Below are 21763 nucleotides of genomic sequence, written 5' to 3' on the forward strand. Positions count from 1 at the left end.
ATTATTCACTTTCGTGCCTTACAATTCATTTTGGTCTATTGCAATAACACCAGTAACAATTTTCCAGGAGCTTTACCGTGATTCAACGACGCAGACTGTCCAAGTCCACGTCAGCGACCAACCCCGTGTTGGCCGTTCTTACTACCGCCGCACTGGCTATCACTGCCGTGTTCGGCGGTAATTACGTGATGAAAACCCAATCCATCGGCGGCGCCGACACCGAAGTTGTGAACATGACGGAGTCGCTCGCAGAGGGCGAATCCGTCGTCGTCGATGATCCCGCGGTGCCGACCCAGGGCGAAGACCCTGAAACTCAGCGCACCGTGAAGGAATTCACCAGCGACGTCCCATTCTCCATGTTTGCCCTGACCTGGGAAGGCGAAACCGATACTGCCGCCTTCGTCCGTGCAGAGCGCGAAAACGGCGAATGGTCGGAGTGGTACGACTTGGACCACATGTATGAAGTTGAGGGCTCAACCAAAAACGGCACTGAGCTGATTTATATCGAGCCAACCAAACGCGTCCAGGTCAACATGACCAACGTGGACATCGTCGGCACCGAAGAGACTACAGAAGAGACTTCTGAAGAACCCGCCGAGGAACCTACCCTGACGACCAACCACGGCGAGATCCAGCCAGTGGCTGATTCTGCAGGTGTGGCAAATCAGGCTGATGACTTTGAGGTTGTCATGATCGACGGCGGCACGGGCATGAACCAGGACATTGCTCCTGCCAGCTATGACGGCATGCCAAAGGTAGTCAGCCGCGCAGGCTGGGGTGCCCGCACTGACCTGCAGCGCAACCCGACCATCGTCTCCCCGGTCAAGACCGTCACGGTGCACCACACCGCCGGTTCAAACAACTACTCCGAAGCCCAGGCACCTGGCATTGTGCGCGGTATCCAGGATTACCACGGTGCCACCTTGGGCTGGGGCGATGTGGGCTACAACGCCCTCGTCGATAAGTACGGCAATATTTACGAAGGCCGCTACGGTGGCTTGGACCGCGACGTGATGGGCGCGCACGTCGGTGGCTTCAACTACAACACCTGGGGCATTTCCGTCCTGGGCAACTACGAAACAGAGGACCCTTCTCAGGCCGCACTTCAGGCCGTCGGCCAGATGGCCGGCTGGCGTTTGGCACAGGAAAACCAGGATCCGACTGGCCGCTCGTGGCTGACCATGTCCGGCAGCTTCAGAGGCTCGAAGTACGCCAATGGGCAGGGCGCAATGTTCCCGAACATTAACGCGCACCGAGACTTCCACCACAACCAATGCCCGGGTACCCACCTGTATAGCCAGATGGGCACCATTCGCAACATTGCGAAGCAGCGGTATGACTCCATCATGAACGGCACCGCGGAGACGCCAGCCACGTCAACGCCAACCACACCGACCACGCCAAGCACCCCTGACTCCGGCAATGATTCCACGACGACCGGCGGCGGTACGAACACTAACGTCAACAACAACGGCAACAACAACGCCGCCACCAGCTCCATCAGCGACCTGCTCAACGGCGACCCGAACGCGATCGCTGCCACCGTGGGCACCATCGCGTCCGTGGTTCTCGTCGTCGCAGCGGCTAACGGCGCACTGCCGGGTGGCGTGTCGACGGTCGGCGAGATCGAACTGCTGCCCGGCCTGACGCTGAACAAAATCACCCCATACATCGGCACAGTCTTGCAGTTCACCGGCAACGACGACCTAGCGAAGTCGTGGGCCTCCCTCGAGCCAATGCTGGGCTCTTCCCAGGGCACCGCGGCCGGCGTGGGTGGCGCGAAGTACACCTTCTACAACGACGGCATCGGCGTGTTCAACCCAGAGCAGGGCGATATCCACGCTCTGATCGGCAAGATCGCCGACGCGTGGCTGCAGCAAGGCCTGGACCTTGGCCCACTCGGCTTGCCGACGACCGACCAATACTCCGCCGATAACGGCGAACTGCGCGTCGATTTCCAGGGTGGCTCGATCAGCTATGACCCTGAAACCAACACAGTGGACATCAACGTCAACTAACTGAGGTTGTAGGACCGCCCCACGGCGTCCTCCCACTGAGCGATAAGCCGGTCCCGATCGGGGCCGGCCATTTCGCTTTCCCAGGCCCGCGTCGCACCGAGGGACAGTGGCTCGTCGATAAGCCCAGCCCCGATCCCCGCCGCCGACGCCGCGCCCATCACCGTGGTTTCGATATTGCCGGGCCGGATCACACGCGCGTCGAGCACATCGGCCTGCATCTGCATCAGCAGCGCATTGTCCGTCATGCCGCCGTCCACGCGCAGCTCGTCGACACGCGCCCCGCTATCGGCCTCCATGGCGCGCGCGACCTCGAGAGTCTGCAGGCAGGTTGCCTCAAGTGCGGCGCGGGCGATGTGTCGCTTATCGACGAAGCGGGTCAGACCAGTGATCACGCCGCGAGCGTCGGCGCGCCACCGCGGAGCGAACAGCCCAGAAAATGCCGGGACGATGGTCACCCCGGCGGAATCTGGTACCTGGGCTGCCAAGGTTTCGGATTCGGCCGCGGTACGCAGCATGCCCATCTGGTCACGCAGCCACTGGATCAATGAACCGCCGACGGCAACCGAGCCCTCGATCGCGTACACGGGTGCTTCGCCGGCGCGCTGGTACGCCACCGTGGTCAGCAAACCGTGTTCTGAAAAATGCGGCACAGCACCGGTGTTGAGCAGCATGAACAAACCGGTGCCGTAGGTCATTTTGCCCTCGCCTTCGCGCAGGCAGTTCTGCCCAAACAAGGCGGCCTGCTGGTCGCCGAGCACCCCGGTGATCGGCACCCCGGACAGAGTCCCGCGCTTGCGTACGCGGGCCACCTCCCCGATGCTGGGCACGATAGTTGGCAGCATTGTCGTCGGAACGCCCAGCTCCGCGCAGATGTCCTCGTCCCACTGGCAGGTTGCGATGTCCATCAGCAGCGTGCGGGAGGCGTTGGTCACGTCGGTGACGTGCATGGCGTCGCGGCTCTCGTCGCCACGCGCACCGCCGGTCAACTGCCAGATCAGCCACGTGTCGATGGTGCCGGCGAGAAGTTCCCCGCGCTCGGCGCGTTCGCGGGCGCCCTCCACGTTGTCGAGGATCCAGGCCCACTTCGGCCCGGCGGGATAGGAATTCGCCAGCAGGCCGGTGCGCGACATATAACGGTTCTGGTCATCGCTTCCCGTGCGTGTGTCCTGCCACACGATCGCGTTATAAACAGGTTGACCTGTGGTTTTATCCCACACCACGGCCGTTTCACGCTGGTTCGTCACCCCGAGCGCGCTGATCTGGGAGGCCGGAACGTCCACCTCCACCATCGCAGCTGAGACCGCGCGGCGCACGTTACGCCACAGTTCAAGCGGGTCATGTTCCACCCAGCCCTCGCGCGGCATGATCTGCTCGTGCTCATACTGGGCGCTGGCCACCACCTCCCCGTCGGTAGCGGTGATGATGCAGCGCGTCGAGGTCGTGCCTTGGTCAATGGCGGCGATCAGTGTCATGGATCTATTGTGGCACTGAGGCGGCTAGAACCACTTCTCCAAAACCAGTGCCACGCCAAAATCATTGTTGCTGGTGGTCACCATGTCGGCAGCGTCGTGCACGACGGGCGCGGCATTCGCCATGGCCACCCCGGTGCCGGCCCAGGCCAGCATCTCAATATCGTTCGGCATGTCACCAAAGGCGGCGACATCCTTCTGCTCAACGCCGTGCATCGCGGCCAGCGTGGATACGCCGGTTGCCTTGTTCACGCCCGGCGCGGCCAGCTCCAGCAGGCCCTCATTCATTGAGTAGGTCACGTGGGCGGTCTCGGGATCGATATGTGGCGCGACCTTGTCAAACATCTCCGCCGATGTCATGTTCACGTTGCGCATGATCAGCTTCACGGCAGGTTCGGCGGAAAGCTCGTGGATGGGTGCCACGCCGTGGGCCTCGCTCCACAGGTCGGTGACGTAGCCGGGGCTGGTGAGGAAGGATTCTTCCTCGCTGTCGAAGGCGGATTGGCCTACGCGCTCCACGCCGAAGGCGACATCGCTGCCGAACACATCCTGGGCAACCGCCATCACCGTGGCCAGGGCATCGGGGTCGAGGCTGTGCGCGGCGACGATCTTATCCTCAGCCGGGTCGTAGAGGACTGCGCCGTTGGAACACACGCAGACCGGGCGGATCGGCAACTGGTCGATCACGGGGAATATCCAGCGGTGCGGCCTGCCTGTCGCCAGCGCAACCTCTGCCCCTGCGTGCACGGCGCGCATCACGGCGTCACGTAAGCGGGGGCTGACTCGGTCGTGCGAGTCCAAGAAGGTCCCGTCGATGTCACTCACGATCAGGCGGGGTGTCATTTTTTACTCCTTTGTTTGCGCGTCTCTTCCTAGCTTACGCGCACGCTTCGCCTTCTTTTCGGCCTTGATCTTCGCATCGATCTCGCGCGCCTCCTCCAACGTGGGCGCGGACCCACCCATCGACGCGGGTAACCAGTCCTCACCGTCTTCGAAGGGGCCAAACCGGCGCGAGTATTCGGCGCGTGATTCGTCGAGAAGCTCCTGCATCGACGCTTTGAGCTTATCGACGACCGCATCGGGCTCTCCGGAAGTGTCAATGGGGGCGCCCAGGCGAATAATGATCGGGAAGTGATTGCGTCCGAGCTGCTTCTTTCGACCCTTGGTCCACAGCCTTTGGCTGCCCCAAATCACCATGGGGATCAGGGGCGCGTCGGCCTGCTGGGCGATGCGGGCGGCACCATTTTTGAAATCTGACAGCTCGAAAGAACGTGAAATCGTCGACTCAGGGAAGATACCCACCAGCTGGCCATCCTCAATGCGCTCGACGGCTTCGTCCACGCTGGAGCCACCGTTGGAGCGGTCCACCGACACGTGTTTCATCCCGCGCATCGCATGCCCGATGATGGGGATGTCGAAGACTTCCTTCTTCGCCATGAACCGGACCATGCGCTTGCCGCGCAAAAAGCCCGCAATGCCGCCAAAAATGAAGTCGTAGTAGCCGGTGTGGTTGATCGCGATGATGGCGCCACCGGTCGTCGGCAAGTTCTCTGTCCCATACACCGTGATGCGGATGCCCTGCGCCCGCATCAGATTCTTCAAGCGGCGGATCACCCACTGGTAAAAAGGCTCTGAGGCTTCCGTGGGGTGGTCAGCGACCGGTTCCAGCGTTGCCAGAACCTCGAACAGTCCATCTACTAAGCGGTACTCCATTTACTTAACCGGAGTGATCACGTCTTTGCCCATAAGTGGGCGCAGAGCCTCAGGCACGACGACGGAGCCGTCGGCCTGCTGGTTATTTTCCAGGATGGCGACCAGCCAGCGCGTGGTGGCCAGCGTGCCGTTGAGCGTGGCAACGATCTGAGTCTTGCCCTCTGCGTCGCGGTAGCGGGTGTTCAGGCGGCGGCCCTGGAACGTGGTGCAGTTAGAGGTGGACGTGAGCTCGCGGTAGGTGCCCTGGGTGGGCACCCACGCCTCGGTATCGAACTTGCGGGCTGCCGACGCGCCAAGGTCACCACCGGCAACATCGATGACGCGGTAGGGAACCTCGACTGCTGCCAGCATTTCCTTTTCCAGCTGCAGCAGCTTCTGGTGCATCTCTTCGGCATCTTCCGGCTTGCAGTACACAAACATTTCCAGCTTGTCGAACTGGTGCACGCGCAAGATGCCGCGGGTGTCCTTGCCGTAGGACCCGGCCTCGCGGCGGAAGCAGGACGACCAGCCTGCGTACAGGATGGGGCCGTCGGACAGGTCGATGATCTCGTCCTGATGGTAACCAGCCAGCGCCACCTCAGAGGTGCCCACAAGGTAGAGGTCATCGCGCTCGAGGTAGTAAATCTCGTCCGAGTGGTCACCCAAAAAGCCGGTGCCCTGCATGATCTCCGGGCGCACCAGCACAGGTGGGATCATCAGCTTAAATCCGGCCTCGCGGGCCTTGGCCGCAGCCAGCTGCAACATAGCCAGCTGCATCCAGGCGCCGTCGCCGGTGAGGTAGTAGAAGCGGGCGCCGCCGACCTTCGTGCCGCGCGCCATGTCGATCATGCCCAAAGACTCGCCCAGCTCAAGGTGGTCCTTTGGCTCAAAATCAAACTCCGGGATCTCGCCGATGTGTTCCAGCACCACGAAGTCATCCTCGCCACCAGCGGGTGCTCCTTCGACGACATTGGAGAGCTTGTACTGCAGCTCCACCACGCGCTCTTCGGCGGCCTTCTGCTCCTCCTCGGCCTGCTTGACCTTGGCCTTGAGCTCATTAGAGCCTTCCAGCAGGGCTGGGCGGTCCTCGGGCGCGGCCTGCCCGATCTTCTTGCCAAACGCCTTTTGCTCACCACGCAGTGTGTCGGCGTTGGCGATGGCGGCGCGGCGCGCCTCGTCGGCGGAGAGCAGCTCGTCGACAAGCGCAGGGTCCTCCCCGCGGTTCTTCTGCGAATCGCGGACGCGGTCGGGGTTCTCACGGAGCATTTTCAGATCAATCACAGTGACTAACCCTACCGCCAACGCCTCCCATTTTCCGCCTGCCCCCGCCGACGTGACCTACCTGTCATACAAACGGTTGAGCTGGTAATAACCAGTGGCGTATGATGGTGTGTATGGATCGCGCCGCACCCGAACTTCCGAAACGGACCATCACCGATGGACCCGTGCCGAAGCACGCCCAGCTGCGCGCAATCCTCGAGCAACTCTGCGAACGGGAACTCTCACCGGGCGATCTCCTGCCAGGCGAACGCGTCCTCGAAGAAACCTACGGTGTCTCCCGCATCACCGTACGGCGCGCAATTGGTGACCTGGTGGCGGCCGGCAAGCTGCGTCGCGTCCGCGGGAAAGGCACCTTCGTCGCGCCGAACCCCCTGGTCAGCAAGCTGCAACTTGCCTCTTTCTCTGAGGAGATGCGCGCGCAGAAGGTCGCGGCCTCGTCGAAAATCTTGCTCTCCGCACGCGCCACCGCCCCGGATAACGTGGGCGCATTTTTCAACACGGAACCTAGTCAAGAGCACATTCACCTGCGCCGCCTGCGGCTTGGCGACGGCGAACCCTACGCCATCGACGACGCCTGGTACAACGGCCAACTCACGCCCGACCTGCTAGAAAATGACGTCTATAACTCCGTCTACACGCTTCTCGACGAAAACTACGGCCTCCCCGTAACCGAAGCCGACCAAACCGTCACCGCCGTGGCCGCCGACGACCAGGCAGCCGCCCTCCTCGACGTCTCTCCCGGCAGCCCGTTGCTCCGCATCGTGCGCTTTGCGCGCTCCGGCGAGCACCCCGTCGAGCTGTGTTCGTCTGTGTACCGGACAGATAGGTACCGGCTGAATACTCGCGTAGGGCGCGGGCTTGAGTAGGGTTGGGGCATGGCTACTTCTTCTACCTGGCGTTCGCGAGCCGGTGTAACGGGCTTACTTTTTGCCATACTGGTCGGCGTCGTCGGCGCCGGTTCGTACTCCGTAGTCGCGGACCGCAACGCAGACCCAGTGTCCAACCAGGCTGAAGGGGGCGGAGTCGACAGCGCCAACGGCGGAGCAAACGGGGGTGCCGAAGGCAGCGACACTCAAGAATCCGTCGCCCCATTCACCACCGCGAACCAGGGCGCCTGCCTGACGTGGGAAGTAGACGACCAGGGGGAGATCACCGCCTTCGAACAGACCAGTTGCGATACCCCGCACCGCTTCGAGGTATCAGTACGTGAGGACCTAGCCACCTACCCCACCAGCGAGTTCGGCAGCGAGGCGGAGATGCCTAGCCAGACCCGACAGGCCCAGCTGCGCGAAGAGCTGTGCCACACTCCGACGATCCGCTATCTTGATGGCCGTTACGATCCCGTCGGGAAGTACTCCATCGCCCCGATCCTGCCGTCCGCGGAAGCCTGGGAGCGTGGCGACCGCACCATGCTGTGCGGCCTGCAAGTCACCGACGCCGATGGTGTCCCCCAACTCACCGAGGGCCGCGCCGCAGACCAGGACCAGGCGCGCGTCGCCGATCCCGGCCAGTGCATGAGCGCGGATAACTCCAACGTGCTGCACATCGTCGATTGTGGCGAGGACCATCAGCTCGAGGTCACACACATCGAAGACCTCAACCCAGTCTTCCCCGATCACACCCCCACCCTGGAGGAGCAGGACGACCACCTGAAGGAAGTGTGCACCCAAGCCGCCATGGATTACTTGGGCGGCGAGGAGCAGCTCTACCAATCCACGCTGCAGCCCTACTGGGGCACACTGCCCGCGGCCAGCTGGGATGGGGGTTCGCGCTCCGTGAACTGTAGCTTGGTCCACGCGAACGAAGAGGGCGGGTTCTCCACCCTGAAGGGTTCAGCGACTGGGGGCCGCGAGGGCTTCACCATCGACGGCCAACCGCCAGCCGAGCAGCCGCCACGCGACCCGATCCGTGAGCCACAGACCCCAGCATCAGAGGAAGCACCCGCACAGTGACGAAGGTCAGCGACGAAGTCTTTGAATCGCTTATCGACGACGCCCTGGACGAACTGCCCGAAGAGTTCGCCCAGCGGATGCGCAATGTCGTCGTCTTAGCCCGGCCCTATAACGAGGAGCGGCCGCACCTCCTAGGGCTCTTCGAGGGCGTGCCGCTACCGCAGCAGCACGCCAACCACACGGGCTTCTTACCTAACGCCATCTTCATCTATAAAGAGCCCCTCGAACGGTACTCGCGTGATCTCGAGGAGCTGCGCCGCGAGGTCCGCGTCACCGTGTTGCACGAGGTGGGCCACTATTTCGGACTCGAGGAAGAGGACCTGCACCGCTTGGGCTACAGCTAGTTATCGCCCCAGCGCACCAGCTCCCACTGACCAAACGTGTCCGTGGGGTTGAGCACCACGAAGCGGCAGTTCGGCAGCGGGTTGCGGACGGCGAATTTCGGATCGATGCCGGCTGCACGCACCGCAAACATTCTGATCGCCGCGCCGTGGGAGACCACGACAGCCGAGCTATCCTCACCCCGCAGCGCCTCTGCCACCCCACCTTGGTAGCGGTGCAAAAACTGGTGCGCGTCCTCACCACCGGGAATAGCCTGGTCAGAGCTGCCGTCGAACCACGAATGCACGATGCCGTGATAGGACTCGTGCGCCTCGAAAGAATTCTGCATCTCATGCTCGCCCGCAGTAATTTCCTGCAGACCGGACACGGCGGGAATGTGATCGAAGAAGGGATCGAAAGCGAGCTGCCCGGTCTGGCGCGCACGCAGCGCCTCCGAGGTGACCACCGCGTTCGGGCCGTACAGATCCATCAGCTCGGGCCCGACCTCGCGGGCCTGCTGCTGGCCTAACTCCGTCAACGGCGCACCCGGCAGAGCGGTATCTAGCGCACGTGCCACATTGGAAGTGGTTTGGCCGTGGCGCAGCAGGATGAGCATTTAGTGTCCTTCCCGGGCCTTCCGGACCCAATCAGTTGCTTCTGCAAGGCGGGCCTCATCGTCGATAAGCGAACTCTGGCTCTGGCTGGCAGCGGGCCACGAACCGAGGAAAGTCACGGTGTTGGCGCGCAGCCACAGGTTGCGCAGCGCTTCGGCCAGGGGCGCATCGTCGATATGTCCCACCAAGTCGACATAGAAATTATAGGTCCTGGCCTCTTTTCGCGTCGGGCGAGACTCAATGCGCGACATATTCACCCCGCGGTACGCGAATTCCTGCAGCGCGCCGACGAGCGTGCCGGGCTCATTCGGCAGGTCAAAGACAACGAACGTACGGTCCGCACCCGTGCGCGCCGTCGGCTTGCCCGTGTGCCCCACGGCGATGAAGCGGGTCTGGGCCGTCGCCATATCCGCGATCCCCTCCGCGTGCACCTCCAGCCCGAACAGGTTCGCGGCCCGCAGCGGCGCCGCGGCGACATCGGCAGAGCCCTCCGCCACCGCCTGGGCGGCCGCCGCATTCGAGGTGGCACCCGTATAGGTGACGTGCGGCATATTCTTTGTCACCCAGTCGCGGACCTGGCGCTGGGCGACGGGATGGGTGGAGAAGATCTTGGCGTCGGCAAGCGAGGTGCCCGGGCGCGTCATGATCGCGAAACTGATCGGCAGCTCCAACTCATGGTAAATCTGCACTCCAGGAGCCTCGATCAACGCATCGGTAGTGGAGGTGACGGCACCGTCCACCGAATTTTCGATGGCCACCACGGCCCAGTCGGCCTCGTCGTCACGTACCGCGTGCAGCGCCGCCGAAGGCGAATCAACAGGAAGTAATTCCACATCACCTGGGCCAAAGACCCCGCGATCGTGAAACTTCCACAAAGCTTCTTCGGTAAACGTGCCTGCGGGACCAAGGAAAGCAACGGTTGTCATGCGATCTAGCCTACAGTGGTGCAGGTGAAGCGCATTTCCACCGAGATCCTCCTGGTTCTCACCATCACTTTTGGTATGAGTGGGCTGCGGTCCGTCCTCCGGCTAATCGACGCGCTGACCGCCCCCGAAGCACTCAACGACCAACAAGTAGTCCTCAATGACGCGGCCAGCCAGACAGCCTGGTTGGATGTTGGGCTGCAGCTCGCCAGCGCCGCCACCCTCTTTGCGTGGGGCGGGCTGGCCCTCTTCCTGCTGGGTGAGCGCCTGCCCCGGCCCCGCTGGGGCGACGTGGGCTGGGCAGCCATCCTCGCGGCGGTGATCGGCATCCCCGGCCTTGTGCTGTACGTCGTGGCGCTGAACCTTGGGTTAAGCAAGGAGGTCGTGCCGACGACCGACGCCGTCGAGATCCCCCTCCTGCTGTTGTGGAGCGCGGCCAACGCCTTCGGCGAGGAAGTCGTGGTGGTGATGTGGCTGATCACGCGGCTGAAACAGCTGCGCTGGCCGGCGTGGGCCGCGATCGGCGCGTCGAGTGTACTGCGCGGCTCCTACCACCTCTACCAAGGGGTATCCGCTGGCCTGGGCAATATTGTCATGGGGCTTGTCTACGGCTACTTCTATTACCGCACCGGCAGGGTCTGGCCGCTGATTATCGCCCACTTCCTGATTGATGCCGTAGCGTTTGTTGGCTACCTCCTGTTGGATCTGAGTTGGCTTGGCCTTTAACTAGGGAGGTCATCGGTGCAAGCGCTACGATAAGCACCATGTCGAGGGACTTCTACAACCAAGGCGCCAACCACGGGGCCAACGGAGACCATGGGGACTCTGAGGACTTTGTGATTGGCCGCGACGGGAAACCGCTGCTTGACCGCTACGGTCGCCCCGTGCGTCGTCGCCCGCGCCCGCAAGAGAGGCCCCAACAGCAGCTTCCGCCGGAACGGCCGCGCCAAGACTACGCGCCGCGCCAGAGCTATGAACCGCGCCCACATTATGAACCCCGCCGCGCGCCTTACGACGATGTTCCCCTCCAAGTCTCTCAACGGCCCAGTCGCTCGTCGACACGCGCACCCCGCCCCCGACGCAGGCCACGGCGCCGCATCGGCTGCTTCTCCGGCTGCAGTTCCCTGCTAGCCATTGTGCTGGTGCTCGCGGTCGTCCTCGTTTTGTGGGGCGACAGCAGGCTCACGCGTGTCGACGCCTTCCCCGACCAACCGATCGCCAATACGTCGGGCACGAACTGGCTACTCGTAGGTTCGGACTCCCGCCAGGGCCTGAGCGAAAACGATATTGAACGGCTGGGCACCGGCGGCGACGTGGGCCCCAGCCGCACCGACACCATCATGGTGCTACACATCCCTAATATGGGCGAGTCCACCCTGATCAGTATCCCGCGCGACTCGCTGATGAATATTCCTGGTTATGGCGAGGACAAGATCAACGCTGCCTTCGCCTATGGTGGCCCGAAACTGCTATCTGAAACCGTCGAGCAAGCCACTGGCCTGCGCATCGACCACTACATGGAAATTGGTATGGGTGGCCTGGCCGGGGTTGTCGATGCCATCGGCGGCGTAGAAATCTGCGTGGACCAGCCCATTCAGGACCCGTTGGCGGCTCTCGATGTGCAGCCCGGCTGCCAGAAGATGGATGGCGCTACCGCGCTGGGCTATGTGCGTACCCGCGCTACCGCCCAAGGTGATATAGACCGCGTTGCTCGTCAGCGTCAGTTCTTCGGGGCGCTCGTCGATAAGGTCGCATCGCCTGGCACGCTGCTCAACCCGATCCGGATGACATCGCTACTGTTCAGTGGCACGGGTGCGGTGCTTGTCGGCGAGGGTGACCACCTCTGGCACTTGGGCCGCATGGCGTGGGCGATGAGCCGCGGCGTGAACGCAGAGACCGTGCCGATCGGCGGCTTCATGGATACCTACGTGGGCAACGTCGTCATCTGGGACGGGTACGCCGCAGAGGAACTATTTGCCCCGCTGCGCTGACGCTTGCCGAAGCTGGTCGTGCTGCTGATCCAGCACGGCCATATCTTCGCGGAGGCGGCGCACAGTCTGCTCGCGCGTCGGCGGCGTGTCCGCAGGCCGCACCTGGCGGTCGCGGACGCGTTGTAAAAATGTGGAGGCCATGGCTTCTGCCCCTTTCCCTCGTTTCTTAACGCCTACCGTAGAGATACTTTCTGTGTGAAACGTGCAAACACGAGGTACATCTGGTGATTTTCAGATGAACTTGCCGTAAACGCAGAAATCCCGCGCTTGTCGACGAGGACAGCGCGGGATCTAAAGGTCTGCGGCTACTAGAGGTAGTTCAGGTTGATTTCCGTCTCCGGATCGAAGAAGACACAACCACCAGGAACCGGGCGAACGTGAATGATGTCGCCCTGATCCAGGGTGCCTTTCGGCGCACGGACCGTGACGCGATCGCCACGAACCGACACTGGCGAGTTCGCAGTCATGATCGGAGAGCAGTAAGCGAACTGCTCGCCACCGAGGTGCTCCACGATGGCCACCTCGAGAGGTACCGTCGGCTCACCTGCTGGGGCATCGGCCCCGATGGAAGCGATCTCCCAGTTTTCTGGGCGCACACCCAGAATGACCTTGCCGGCAACGACCTTGGAGGCCTGCTCTGCGGTCATTCCCAGATCCATCTTGTGGCCCTCACCAAGCACTGCGCGGCCATTGCTGACGGTCACGCCGTCCAGCAGGGTCATTGCTGGAGAGCCGATGAAGGTTGCCACGAAGGTGTTGCCAGGGTTCTCGTAGAGGACGCCGGGGGCATCTACCTGCTGGAGGATGCCGTTCTTCAACACGCACACCCGGTCGCCCAGGGTCATGGCCTCGGTCTGGTCGTGGGTGACGTACACCGTGGTCGTGCCCAGCTCACGCTGCAAAGCCGCAATCTGCGCGCGGGTAGACACGCGGAGCTTCGCGTCCAGGTTGGACAGCGGCTCATCCATGAGGAACACCTTCGGCTGACGTACGATCGCACGCCCCATGGCCACACGCTGGCGCTGACCACCGGACATCGCCGACGGTTTCTTATCGATGAGGTCTTCCAGCTCCAGCATCTTGGTGGCAAACGCCACGCGCTCGTCGATAGTCGCCTTGTCTATCTTCTGGTTCTCCAGCGCGAAAGACATGTTCTGCCGCGCCGTCATGTTGGGGTACAGCGCGTAGGACTGGAACACCATGGCAACGTCACGGTCGCGGGCGCGCAGCTCGGTCACGTCCTCGCCATCGATGAAGATCTGGCCTTCATCAACCGGCTCCAGGCCTGCGAGCATGCGCAGGGTGGTGGACTTGCCGCAGCCGGATGGGCCGACGAGCACTAAGAATTCGCCATCGGCGATATCCAGGTTGACTCGGCTCACAGCTGGTGGGCGGGCCGGATCATAAATGCGGGAAGCCTGGCGGAATTCAACAGTCGCCATAAAGGCTCCCTCCTTTCAGTGGGTTGTACTTAACGACGATTACAGCAGTGGCTCGATGTCGCGCTCGATGACCTTCTGAGTTTCCTCGCCCAGCTGGGTGAATGCCTCAGTGACGTCCTTGCCCTGCAGGGTGATCTCGTCGAGGACGCCGCCGATACGTGCGCCGCCGCCTGGGACGAACACGCGAGCGTAGTCCTGTGGCTGGGTGTTTTCGTTCAGCTGCTCGATCGCGGTCTTCGCGTTCGGGTTCTCCTCCAGGTAAGCCACCTCGTCTGGGTGCTCAATAGCGTCCTCGCGCACTGGCATGTAGCCGGTTGCCTGGGAGAACTTAATGGTGTTCTCGGTGTTGGTGAGGAAGTCGATGAACTTCAGTGCGTTGACCTTGCGCTCCTCAGCGATTCCGGATGGGATTGCCACGCCAGCGCCGCCGGTTGGGCAGGATGGGCCAGGGCCAGGCAGGTAGGTGGTGATGAATTCGATGGACGCGGTCTCCGTCAGGCCACCCAGGGAGCCGGTGGACTGCAGCAGTGCTGCGGAGTTGCCGTTGCCGAATGCGACGGTTGGGTCGGTCGAGATCTCGATGTGGCCCAGCTCAACCTGCTCTTTCAGGAACTCGCCAGCCTCGATGGTCTCTGGTGCGGTGAAGGTTGGCTCCCACTCCTGGGAGTATGCGCCACCGAATGCCCACACCATGCCCTGGAAGTACCAGTCCAGGTAGTTGGAGCCATCAGGAACAACCACGACTGGGTTGTCGCCGGTGATTTCCTTGAGCTGTGGCGCCCACTCTGCGAACTCTTCCCAGGTCTCTGGGCCACGGTCGGATGGCAGGCTAGCCTCAGCCAGCATCTCAGTGTTCCAGTACATCAGGCAGGTCGAGCGGCAGTATGGAACGCCGAAGTGCTTGCCGTCGTAGGCGTAGTCCTCCACCAGGGTGGTCACGAAGGAATCCTTGTCCACGCCGGCCTTGTCCCAGTATTCGTCCAGGTTGGTGGTCTGGCCGTTGAGCGCGAAGTTGAACCAGGTCACGTCGGACGCAACAATGATGTCAGGCAGCTGGCCGCCAGACAGTGCGGCGTTGAACTTCTGGCCCAGCTCTTCGTAGTTGGAGCCACCGGTGACCAGTTCGACCTGGATGTCCGGGTTTGCAGCGTTCCACTCGTCGATAATCTCGCGCTCCATGTCCTGGGAGGAGCCTGGGTGGTTGGACCAGAACTGCAGTGGGCCACCGGAATCCTGGCCACCGCCACCATTACCGCCACCGCCGCCATTGCCGCCACCGCCGCCGGTGCCTGCGCAGGCGGTCAGAGCGAGGGAGGAAGCGGTGACAGCACCAAGGCCGAGGGCTGCACGACGAGACAGGTTGATGTTCAACGGGTTCATGATGATCTCCTTTTAGATCAGGTCAAGAATTTAAGAGGGGGTTGAGTAGTGGGCCCGGGTCTCCCCGGTGTTTGGCGCGTGGGCGCCTTATCCCTTCACCGCACCGGCGGTCAGGCCCTTGATCATGTTCTTTTGCAGGATGAGGAAGACCACGAGCATTGGCAGCGTGGTAAGCACCGTGCCTGCCATCACTGGACCCCAGTTGGTGAGGCCCTCTTGGTCTTGCAGTCGCGTCAGACCAACTGGCAGCGGCGCGGTGGCCGCGGTGTCAGTGATCAGGAATGGCCACAGGTACTGGTTCCACTCGCCCACCACCGTGATGAGAATGAACGCAGAAAGCGTTGGCCAGGACATGGGCAGGACCACCTTGAACAGCGTGGTGAAGAAACCTGCACCGTCCATTGCCGCGGCTTCCATGATTTCCTTCGGCAGGCTGAGGAAGTGGTTACGCATCAGGTACGTGCCGAAGGCCACGGCGGCCAGCGGCAGGATCACACCCATATAGGTATTGCGCAGGCCCATCTCAGCGATCAGCGCATAGTTGGAAATAATGGTGATCTGGTTCGGGACCATCAAGGTCGCAATCACTGCGAGGAAGAGCAGGTTGCGGCCCGGGAAACGCAGGAACGCGAAACCGTAGGCACTGAGTACACCCAGTGCCACCTCCACGATGGTCAGGATGGAGGTGATGATCACCGAGTTACGCAGGTAGTCGAGGAAACCAGACACCTGGAGGACGCGGGTGTAGTTGGAGAATTCGATTGGGTTTGGCCACCACGTGATCGGGTCGGCATAGACATCTTCGTATGACTTCAGCGAGGTAATCACGATGAAGTACAGAGGTACGAGGATGACCAGAATAGTCAGGATCAAGGCGATGTAGCCGATGATCTTGCCTGCTGTCGACGAGTTATCAACGCCTACGCCCTTGCGGTGGCGCTGCTTTTCGGTGATCACGGGGTCGCCCTGGCCTTGGGAGCCAGGTACTGGTGGAAGAGAGCGTTCTGGAGCAGTCATTAGTCGTTCCCCTTCTCCTGTGCTCGGACCTGGATGGCGGTAATCACCAGAACCACCAGGAACATGATGGTCGCAACCGCGGCACCGTAGCCTGCACGACCATTAACGAAGGTCTCCTGGTACACCTGGTACACCATGGTGGAGGTGCCGTACTCGTACGGGCCGCCCTTGGTCATAGCGTTGATGATGTCGAAGACCTGGAAAGAGTTCAGCAGCACCGTGATGGAGAGGAAGAAAGTGGTGCCACGCAGCTGAGGCATCAGCACGCGGAAGAAACGGCGCGTCGCCGAAGTACCGTCGATTTCTGCGGCCTCGTCCAGGTCATCGCGACGGCCCTGCAGGGCGGCCAAGTAAATGACGAAGACGTAGCCGACGTTCTTCCAGATGTAGGTCACCGTGATCATGAACAGTGCCCAGTTGGAGTTCTGGTAGAAGTTTGGCACGTCGAGGCCAAGGAGGTTCAGGAAGTACTGGATCAGGCCGTAGCGTGGGTCGAACACAAACTGGAAGGCCACACCAATAGCCGCGCCCGAGATGACGTAGGGCGCGAACACGATTGCGCGCGCTGCCCCGCGACCGAAAAGCTTCTGGTCAAGCAGGAGCGCAAGCGCCAGGCCGATGACCATGGACCCAACCACAGCGAAGAAGGTGAACACGACGGTGTTAAACACCACTCGTGCCGTGTCATCGGAAGTGAACCACTCGATGTAGTTATCGAACCCAACGAATGTTTGGTTGTAGGAAGAAATATTCCAATGGTAAAAAGACAGCCTGATGTTATCGATCAGGGGACGGTAGGTAAAGATCAACAGCAGGACCAAGTTTGGCCCTACCAACAACGCAGCAAGAGCGACCTGACGCCAGTCAACTGAGGAGCGCTTCTTCGTGTGAGTCTGCGCGTATTCCTCGTTGACCCGTGGCGCCTCGGTCACGGCGGGAATCATACTGGACATGAATTGGAACCCTAAGGATCCCAAGTGTCCTAGCGGTTAAATTCCGGGGTGCGAAAAGGAAACATATGACGAATTAAATCGCGCATAAAGTTTACTTTCGCTACATAACGCACTAACTAGATGGTCACCTGGCGGGATTTAATGTTGTCCAGCTGCTTACGCTCGTCGGCGTTAAGCTGCGCGTCGTTGTCATACTCGGTGGTGATCGCCTTATCCAGCGCCGCAAGAGCGTCGTCGTAGGAATCAGCATCCTTCTCAGGATCAAGGTCGAACACTGGCACCACCAAACCGTGCGTGCGGAAAGCACCGGCGAACTTGGAGCCCTCGCCGAGGTTCAATTCCTCGCGCGCCGCGATACGTGCCAACGCATTAAGCATCTGGTTTTCGTTGTCCTCGGTGCGGACCCAACGAATGTGCGCCTTGCCGCCACCGGGGTTAACCCACCAGATGGAACCGGGCAGATCCTTGGCCACCTGGCGCGAAGGGATGATTGCCTCATTAGCGCGCTGCAGCGCCTGCTGAATCTCTAGTGGTACACCGCTGGCGTTGCTGAACCACCAGTTGAAATCGTCGTGCTCGGTGATGTCCAGCGTGGCGTCGGCAGCGATCAGGTCGGTGATCGCAGGCTGGCTGCCGTCTGCAACGGCAGACTCCAAAGAGTCGCCGCTGGCTGCTTCCAGCACCCAGTTCAGCGCATAGGCCAAGTCGCGGCCCGGGTTGTGGGAACGCTTCTGGGCCTGCAGGGCGACGAGGCGCTCGCCACCTTCTTCGTCGCTACGCACCATTGCGGCCCCAGCGCCAGGCAGGACGGTCGCGATCGTGACCGGGGTGCCCTTCACCTCAAGCTTCGCCTCCGCGGAAGGAACGAATTCCTGCAGGGCAACCAGGTCTGCCTCGGCAGCTAGTCCCTTATAAGGGCGTGGGTCTTTCTGCAGGGCTTCGCGCTCAGCGGCGCGTGCGGCCAGCTTTGCCTGACGGCGGCTCATGCCCTCAGGCAGCTGGTCCTTCTTCTTACGATTCTTTTTCGCCATGCGCCCTAATCTACAGCACGCATTGGCAGCGCTCCTAGCGCAACGTCTCCAGGGCCAACTCCGGAAGGTTCGTGGCTAGAACATCCACGCCCGCATCGCGGCACCACACCATGTCTTCCGGCTCGTCGACCGTCCAAATATAGGTGGGCAACCCGCCCAGTCCCACCACGTCCTGCTCGCTCTTCGCCTGGGCAACAGACGGCCCCACGCCAACCGGGGCGCAGAACAATCGGCGGGTGGACCTGAAAATACGGTCGCGCGGATCAATCAAGTAATAACTGTCCAGCGCGGGCAGCAGCGCAGTGAACCGGCGGATCGCGGCGCGCGCGAAAGAAATCAGAGACACGCGCGGGTCCTCGTGCAACCCCGCATAGCGCAGACGCAGCGCCACCTGCTCCTCAATCTCACTGCCGAAACGGGTCGGGTGCTTCGTCTCTAGGTACAGCTCCTTGTCGGGATAGTCCTGAAGGAGTTCGAGGAGCTCGTCGAGAAGCATGATCTGCTGCGGATCTTCCGGCGTACCGATGTTCACCTTGCGCAACTCCGCGAAATCCATCTTTGCCACCAGCCCAGTGCCGTCGGAGGTGCGGTCGATCGTCTTATCGTGCTGGACGACGACCTTGCCGTCACGCGTCAGGCGCACGTCACACTCGATGCCGTCGATCGGTAGCTTCAGCGCCTCCTCAAAAGCGCGGAAGGACAGCTCCGGATACTTTCCCGAATAGCCACGGTGAGCAACGATTTTCATTAAAGTGCATTCTCCCAACTAGAAATACGGCGCAGCAACTGGCGGTTCTTGCGCTGCGAATGGCCCAGCTTGTGCGAAGCGCGCTCCAGAATCCGGATCGCCTCCGTAATATGCGGCCCCTTGTTCAGCATGACGCACTCAGAGCGCAGGGCGTACATCACGTCGGTCATCTCGGCGCGCGACGGCAACCCGTCCTTCGCCAGGTTCTCCAAGATCTGGGTGGCCATGATCACCGGCACGTGTGCCGCCTCCGCCAGAGAGGCAATCAGGCGCGGGACCTCCACCATACGCTCAAAACCCAACTCCACGGCCAGATCGCCGCGCGCGATCATGATGCCCAGGTTCGGGTGACGCATCCCTTCCAGCAGCACGCTGGCCAGCTGCTCATAGGCGGGAATGGTCTCAATCTTCAGCACAATGCCCAGGTTGCGGATCCGCTCAGCCAGCGCCTCGTCGTTCGCCTCTTCCGCTTCCACAGCGAAACCTTCCAGGATATCCAGCGCGTTCTGCACATCCTCCGGCGTGCGAATGAAAGACACCGCAGCGATCTCCGCGTTGTGCGCCACAAACTTAAACGCCGCAATGTCTTCCTCGGTCAGGCTCGGCAGCGGAATATCCGTGTCCGGGAGGTTGATCCCCTTGTAGGCGCGCAGGTTTGTGCCATTTTCCTTGGCCCTCGTGATGCGCAGTACAGCCTCGGTGTGCGCATCGTGCGTTCGCTTGCCGACGACCTCTGCCGCAATTGCACCGTCATCAAAGAGGACTTCGTGGCCCACATCAAGAGCCTCCACGACCTCAGGCGCGGTACAGCCAATGGTGGTGGGCTCCCCTTCCCGCACAACCGCGGGTTCCTGCGACGTGGTCAGCACCAAGGTATCGCCTGGGTAAAGGCGGATCTTCTGCTCCACGGGCGGTACGCCCCACACGCGGGTGCGCTCCCAGTTGTGCTGCATCAATGTATTGGCGGCGATATAAGCGTTCTTGTTGCCACGCGCGATGACCAGGCCGTCCTCGCGGATCTCGCGCACGGTGAAGCGGCGCTTGGAGTTGCGCGAATCCCGGAACGTGATCACGGAGCCGATTTCTAGGTCACTCAACCATCCGGGCTCTACCTGCAGGCTCACACCGGGGCGGCCCTCCACCTCTGGTGCGGGCGGGATCGGGGAGCCGTGCGCGGAGAGGAAAATGTGGGCCGGGGTGGCCACCTGGCCAGCGTCATCGCGCGTCACGCGTGCCCGGATCACAGCAGGCCCCGGCTCGATGTCGCCGGTGCGCACCTTCGGGCCGGCCAGGTCCATGGAGACGCGGATCTCTCGCCCGACGGCCTCCGCTGCTGCGTGGACATTGTCGATCATCTTGCGCCACGCTTCAGCATCGTCATGCGCACAGTTGATGCGGGCGAGCTCCATGCCGGCCTCGGCGAATTCGCGCACCATGTCTGGATCATCGGCCGCCTCCGCAGGCAGAGTGACCATGATGCGGGAGTGCGTGCTCTCATTGGTGGGGCCAAACAGTCTTTCGGCGTGTTCCTCAAGGATGTCGTCAGCACGCGCAAAAGCGTCAGCCATCGCCTCAGCGGGATAGGTCAGTTCGTTGCCGGAGTATGCGTCTAAGACGTTGTGCGCGGCGTAGAGGCGCGCCATCACGGCAGGCTCCGTCGTCGTTAAGCGTGTTGCACCTAAAGACGACAGTTCTGCCTGCAGCTTTCGCACGTCGTGGCCGCGCAGCTTGGTGTAGTGCACCAAGTTCGTCGCACCGTGCTTGTGGGTCTCAGCAACGCGGGCGATGGCCCCCTGTTGTTCCTCGGCTTCATGGTGCAGATCTTCGATCACGTGATCAAGCTGCGGGATCAGTTCATTGACGAAATTTTGCATGAAGGTGGCGCTCCTTTGAGAAGAAAGATCACCACCTATTGTGCACTGCAAACGGCAACCTCGCAGGGTATGCGAGGTTGCCCGAGGAGATTAGAAGTTGGCGTCCTTGATCTCACGCAGAGTGTCCACCGAGTGCTTGAACAGCTCGCGCTCGTGATCGTTCAGGTCCAGCTCCACCACGCGGCGTACACCATTGCCGTCGATGATGGCGGTGGTGCCGATGTAAATGTCCTCTTCGCCATATTCGCCATCCAGCATCACGGAGACTGGCAGGGCCACACCCTGGTTCTGCACGATGGCGCGGGTGATGCGCGCAAGCCCCATGCCGATGCCGTAGGAGGTGGACCCCTTCGCATCGATAATGGTGTAGGCAGCGTCGCGGGTTTCCTCGAAAATCTTCTCAATCTTCTCCGCGTAGCCGGGCTCTTCCTCCACCTGGCGACGCAGCTGGATACCGCCGACGGTCGCCGTGGAGACCACGGGGAGCTCGGTGTCGCCGTGCTCACCAATGATGTAGGCGTGCACCGACATCGGGGAGACATCCTTCATCTCACCCAGCATGAAGCGGTAGCGGGCGGAGTCCAAGATGGTGCCCGAACCGATCACGCGGTCCGAAGGGAAACCGGAGTACTTCCACACGCCATAGGTGAGGATGTCCACCGGGTTGGAGGCCACCAAGAAGATGCCTTCGAAATCATTGGCCAGCACCTCATCCACGATGCTCTCCATGATTTTCAGGTTGCCCTCGACCAGCTCAAGGCGGGTCTCGCCTGGGCGCTGGCCGCGGCCGGCACAGATGACCACCAGGGATGCATCTGCGCAGTCTGCGTAGGTGCCGGCGGTGACTTTGGTTGCGGATGGGGCCCAGACCACGCCGTGGTTGAGGTCCATCACGTTGCCTTCGGTTTTCTTCTCATCGATGTCGATGATGGCCAAGTGGTCCACGGTGCCCTGGTTTACCAGTGCATATGCGTAAGCGACGCCCACGTCGCCTGCGCCGATCAAAACTACCTTGTTGCCAACAATCTGCTTCATATGAGGTTCGACTTTCTCCGAC

Annotated in this window: 20 protein-coding genes; 6 read left to right on the plus strand and 14 right to left on the minus strand. The window is 61.8% G+C overall.

Annotated elements, in window-relative coordinates; all coding sequences use genetic code 11:
* Positions 1 to 77: 77 nt before the first annotated feature.
* Complete coding sequence (locus tag B097_RS0109770) at positions 78 to 2018, plus strand: N-acetylmuramoyl-L-alanine amidase (protein ID WP_018582344.1); 1941 nt, start codon at positions 78 to 80, stop codon at positions 2016 to 2018.
* Here the strand turns inward: B097_RS0109770 and glpK are convergent.
* The 4 genes from glpK to serS are packed head-to-tail and all read right to left on the minus strand — an operon-like array spanning position 2015 to position 6460.
* Entirely contained in the window at positions 2015 to 3490 is a 1476-nt protein-coding gene (glpK, locus tag B097_RS0109775) for a glycerol kinase GlpK (protein WP_018582345.1), read from the minus strand. The genes B097_RS0109770 and glpK overlap by 4 nt on opposite strands.
* Positions 3491 to 3514: 24 nt before the next feature.
* Positions 3515 to 4330 carry an HAD family hydrolase gene (locus B097_RS0109780; protein WP_018582346.1) on the minus strand — a complete coding sequence of 272 codons (816 nt, stop codon included), beginning with the start codon at positions 4328 to 4330 and terminating at the stop codon, positions 3515 to 3517.
* A gap of 3 nt (positions 4331 to 4333) precedes the next feature.
* On the minus strand, positions 4334 to 5200 hold the full coding sequence (locus B097_RS0109785) for a lysophospholipid acyltransferase family protein (protein WP_018582347.1): 867 nt from the start codon (positions 5198 to 5200) through the stop codon (positions 4334 to 4336).
* On the minus strand, positions 5201 to 6460 hold the full coding sequence (gene serS, locus B097_RS0109790) for a serine--tRNA ligase (protein ID WP_018582348.1): 1260 nt from the start codon (positions 6458 to 6460) through the stop codon (positions 5201 to 5203).
* A gap of 113 nt (positions 6461 to 6573) precedes the next feature.
* Here serS and B097_RS0109795 point away from each other — a divergent pair, with 113 nt between their 5' ends.
* The 3 genes from B097_RS0109795 to B097_RS0109805 are packed head-to-tail and all read left to right on the plus strand — an operon-like array spanning position 6574 to position 8756.
* Entirely contained in the window at positions 6574 to 7326 is a 753-nt protein-coding gene (locus B097_RS0109795; protein ID WP_018582349.1) for a GntR family transcriptional regulator, read from the plus strand.
* A gap of 9 nt (positions 7327 to 7335) precedes the next feature.
* Positions 7336 to 8412: a septum formation family protein gene (locus tag B097_RS0109800; protein ID WP_018582350.1), complete on the plus strand. Its 1077-nt coding sequence runs from the start codon at positions 7336 to 7338 to the stop codon at positions 8410 to 8412.
* Positions 8409 to 8756 carry a metallopeptidase family protein gene (locus B097_RS0109805; RefSeq protein ID WP_018582351.1) on the plus strand — a complete coding sequence of 116 codons (348 nt, stop codon included), beginning with the start codon at positions 8409 to 8411 and terminating at the stop codon, positions 8754 to 8756. The genes B097_RS0109800 and B097_RS0109805 overlap by 4 nt, the downstream gene beginning before the upstream one ends.
* On the opposite strand, the gene B097_RS0109810 is transcribed toward B097_RS0109805, so the two are convergent.
* Both B097_RS0109810 and pheA read right to left on the minus strand, forming a co-directional pair.
* On the minus strand, positions 8753 to 9349 hold the full coding sequence (locus B097_RS0109810; protein WP_018582352.1) for a histidine phosphatase family protein: 597 nt from the start codon (positions 9347 to 9349) through the stop codon (positions 8753 to 8755). The two genes, B097_RS0109805 and B097_RS0109810, sit on opposite strands and share 4 nt — an antisense overlap.
* Positions 9350 to 10273 carry a prephenate dehydratase gene (gene pheA / locus B097_RS0109815; protein WP_018582353.1) on the minus strand — a complete coding sequence of 308 codons (924 nt, stop codon included), beginning with the start codon at positions 10271 to 10273 and terminating at the stop codon, positions 9350 to 9352.
* 15 nt (positions 10274 to 10288) lie between these two features.
* On the opposite strand from pheA, the gene B097_RS0109820 reads away from it, so the two are divergent.
* Entirely contained in the window at positions 10289 to 10996 is a 708-nt protein-coding gene (locus B097_RS0109820; protein ID WP_018582354.1) for a CPBP family intramembrane glutamic endopeptidase, read from the plus strand.
* 38 nt (positions 10997 to 11034) lie between these two features.
* Positions 11035 to 12261: an LCP family protein gene (locus B097_RS0109830; RefSeq protein ID WP_081618047.1), complete on the plus strand. Its 1227-nt coding sequence runs from the start codon at positions 11035 to 11037 to the stop codon at positions 12259 to 12261.
* A gap of 308 nt (positions 12262 to 12569) precedes the next feature.
* Here B097_RS0109830 and B097_RS0109840 read toward each other — a convergent pair whose 3' ends face one another.
* The 8 genes from B097_RS0109840 to B097_RS0109875 form a co-directional block, all read right to left on the minus strand.
* On the minus strand, positions 12570 to 13703 hold the full coding sequence (locus B097_RS0109840) for an ABC transporter ATP-binding protein (RefSeq protein WP_018582358.1): 1134 nt from the start codon (positions 13701 to 13703) through the stop codon (positions 12570 to 12572).
* Between the two features lie 39 nt (positions 13704 to 13742).
* Positions 13743 to 15083, minus strand: coding sequence for an ABC transporter substrate-binding protein (locus tag B097_RS0109845; RefSeq protein WP_018582359.1), 1341 nt, complete (start codon positions 15081 to 15083; stop codon positions 13743 to 13745).
* Between the two features lie 87 nt (positions 15084 to 15170).
* Positions 15171 to 16100, minus strand: a complete 930-nt coding sequence (locus B097_RS0109850) for a carbohydrate ABC transporter permease (protein ID WP_018582360.1) — start codon at positions 16098 to 16100, stop codon at positions 15171 to 15173.
* On the minus strand, positions 16100 to 17053 hold the full coding sequence (locus B097_RS0109855) for a carbohydrate ABC transporter permease (protein WP_018582361.1): 954 nt from the start codon (positions 17051 to 17053) through the stop codon (positions 16100 to 16102). The genes B097_RS0109850 and B097_RS0109855 overlap by 1 nt, the downstream gene beginning before the upstream one ends.
* A gap of 116 nt (positions 17054 to 17169) precedes the next feature.
* Positions 17170 to 18084, minus strand: coding sequence for a DUF5926 family protein (locus B097_RS0109860; RefSeq protein WP_018582362.1), 915 nt, complete (start codon positions 18082 to 18084; stop codon positions 17170 to 17172).
* A gap of 34 nt (positions 18085 to 18118) precedes the next feature.
* On the minus strand, positions 18119 to 18832 hold the full coding sequence (locus B097_RS0109865) for a glycerophosphodiester phosphodiesterase family protein (protein WP_018582363.1): 714 nt from the start codon (positions 18830 to 18832) through the stop codon (positions 18119 to 18121).
* Complete coding sequence (locus B097_RS0109870) at positions 18832 to 20706, minus strand: pyruvate kinase (RefSeq protein ID WP_018582364.1); 1875 nt, start codon at positions 20704 to 20706, stop codon at positions 18832 to 18834. The genes B097_RS0109865 and B097_RS0109870 overlap by 1 nt, the downstream gene beginning before the upstream one ends.
* A gap of 90 nt (positions 20707 to 20796) precedes the next feature.
* Positions 20797 to 21741, minus strand: coding sequence for an L-lactate dehydrogenase (locus tag B097_RS0109875; RefSeq protein WP_018582365.1), 945 nt, complete (start codon positions 21739 to 21741; stop codon positions 20797 to 20799).
* Positions 21742 to 21763 lie beyond the last annotated feature (22 nt).

This window comes from Corynebacterium pilosum DSM 20521 = CIP 103422, assembly GCF_000373805.1.
Lineage (GTDB): Bacteria > Actinomycetota > Actinomycetes > Mycobacteriales > Mycobacteriaceae > Corynebacterium > Corynebacterium pilosum.

Bases quoted from the DNA above. Each gene is read 5' to 3' on its own strand.
- B097_RS0109785 (WP_018582347.1), bottom strand. From the start codon at position 5,200: ATGGAGTACCGCTTAGTAGATGGACTGTTCGAGGTTCTGGCAACGCTG.
- B097_RS0109850 (WP_018582360.1), bottom strand. From the start codon at position 16,100: ATGACTGCTCCAGAACGCTCTCTTCCACCAGTACCTGGCTCCCAAGGC.
- B097_RS0109870 (WP_018582364.1), bottom strand. From the start codon at position 20,706: ATGCAAAATTTCGTCAATGAACTGATCCCGCAGCTTGATCACGTGATC.
- B097_RS0109810 (WP_018582352.1), bottom strand. From the start codon at position 9,349: ATGCTCATCCTGCTGCGCCACGGCCAAACCACTTCCAATGTGGCACGT.
- B097_RS0109865 (WP_018582363.1), bottom strand. From the start codon at position 18,832: ATGAAAATCGTTGCTCACCGTGGCTATTCGGGAAAGTATCCGGAGCTG.
- B097_RS0109860 (WP_018582362.1), bottom strand. From the start codon at position 18,084: ATGGCGAAAAAGAATCGTAAGAAGAAGGACCAGCTGCCTGAGGGCATG.
- B097_RS0109875 (WP_018582365.1), bottom strand. From the start codon at position 21,741: ATGAAGCAGATTGTTGGCAACAAGGTAGTTTTGATCGGCGCAGGCGAC.
- B097_RS0109855 (WP_018582361.1), bottom strand. From the start codon at position 17,053: ATGTCCAGTATGATTCCCGCCGTGACCGAGGCGCCACGGGTCAACGAG.
- B097_RS0109795 (WP_018582349.1), top strand. From the start codon at position 6,574: ATGGATCGCGCCGCACCCGAACTTCCGAAACGGACCATCACCGATGGA.
- pheA (WP_018582353.1), bottom strand. From the start codon at position 10,273: ATGACAACCGTTGCTTTCCTTGGTCCCGCAGGCACGTTTACCGAAGAA.
- B097_RS0109780 (WP_018582346.1), bottom strand. From the start codon at position 4,330: ATGACACCCCGCCTGATCGTGAGTGACATCGACGGGACCTTCTTGGAC.
- glpK (WP_018582345.1), bottom strand. From the start codon at position 3,490: ATGACACTGATCGCCGCCATTGACCAAGGCACGACCTCGACGCGCTGC.
- B097_RS0109845 (WP_018582359.1), bottom strand. From the start codon at position 15,083: ATGAACCCGTTGAACATCAACCTGTCTCGTCGTGCAGCCCTCGGCCTT.
- B097_RS0109840 (WP_018582358.1), bottom strand. From the start codon at position 13,703: ATGGCGACTGTTGAATTCCGCCAGGCTTCCCGCATTTATGATCCGGCC.
- B097_RS0109800 (WP_018582350.1), top strand. From the start codon at position 7,336: ATGGCTACTTCTTCTACCTGGCGTTCGCGAGCCGGTGTAACGGGCTTA.
- B097_RS0109830 (WP_081618047.1), top strand. From the start codon at position 11,035: ATGTCGAGGGACTTCTACAACCAAGGCGCCAACCACGGGGCCAACGGA.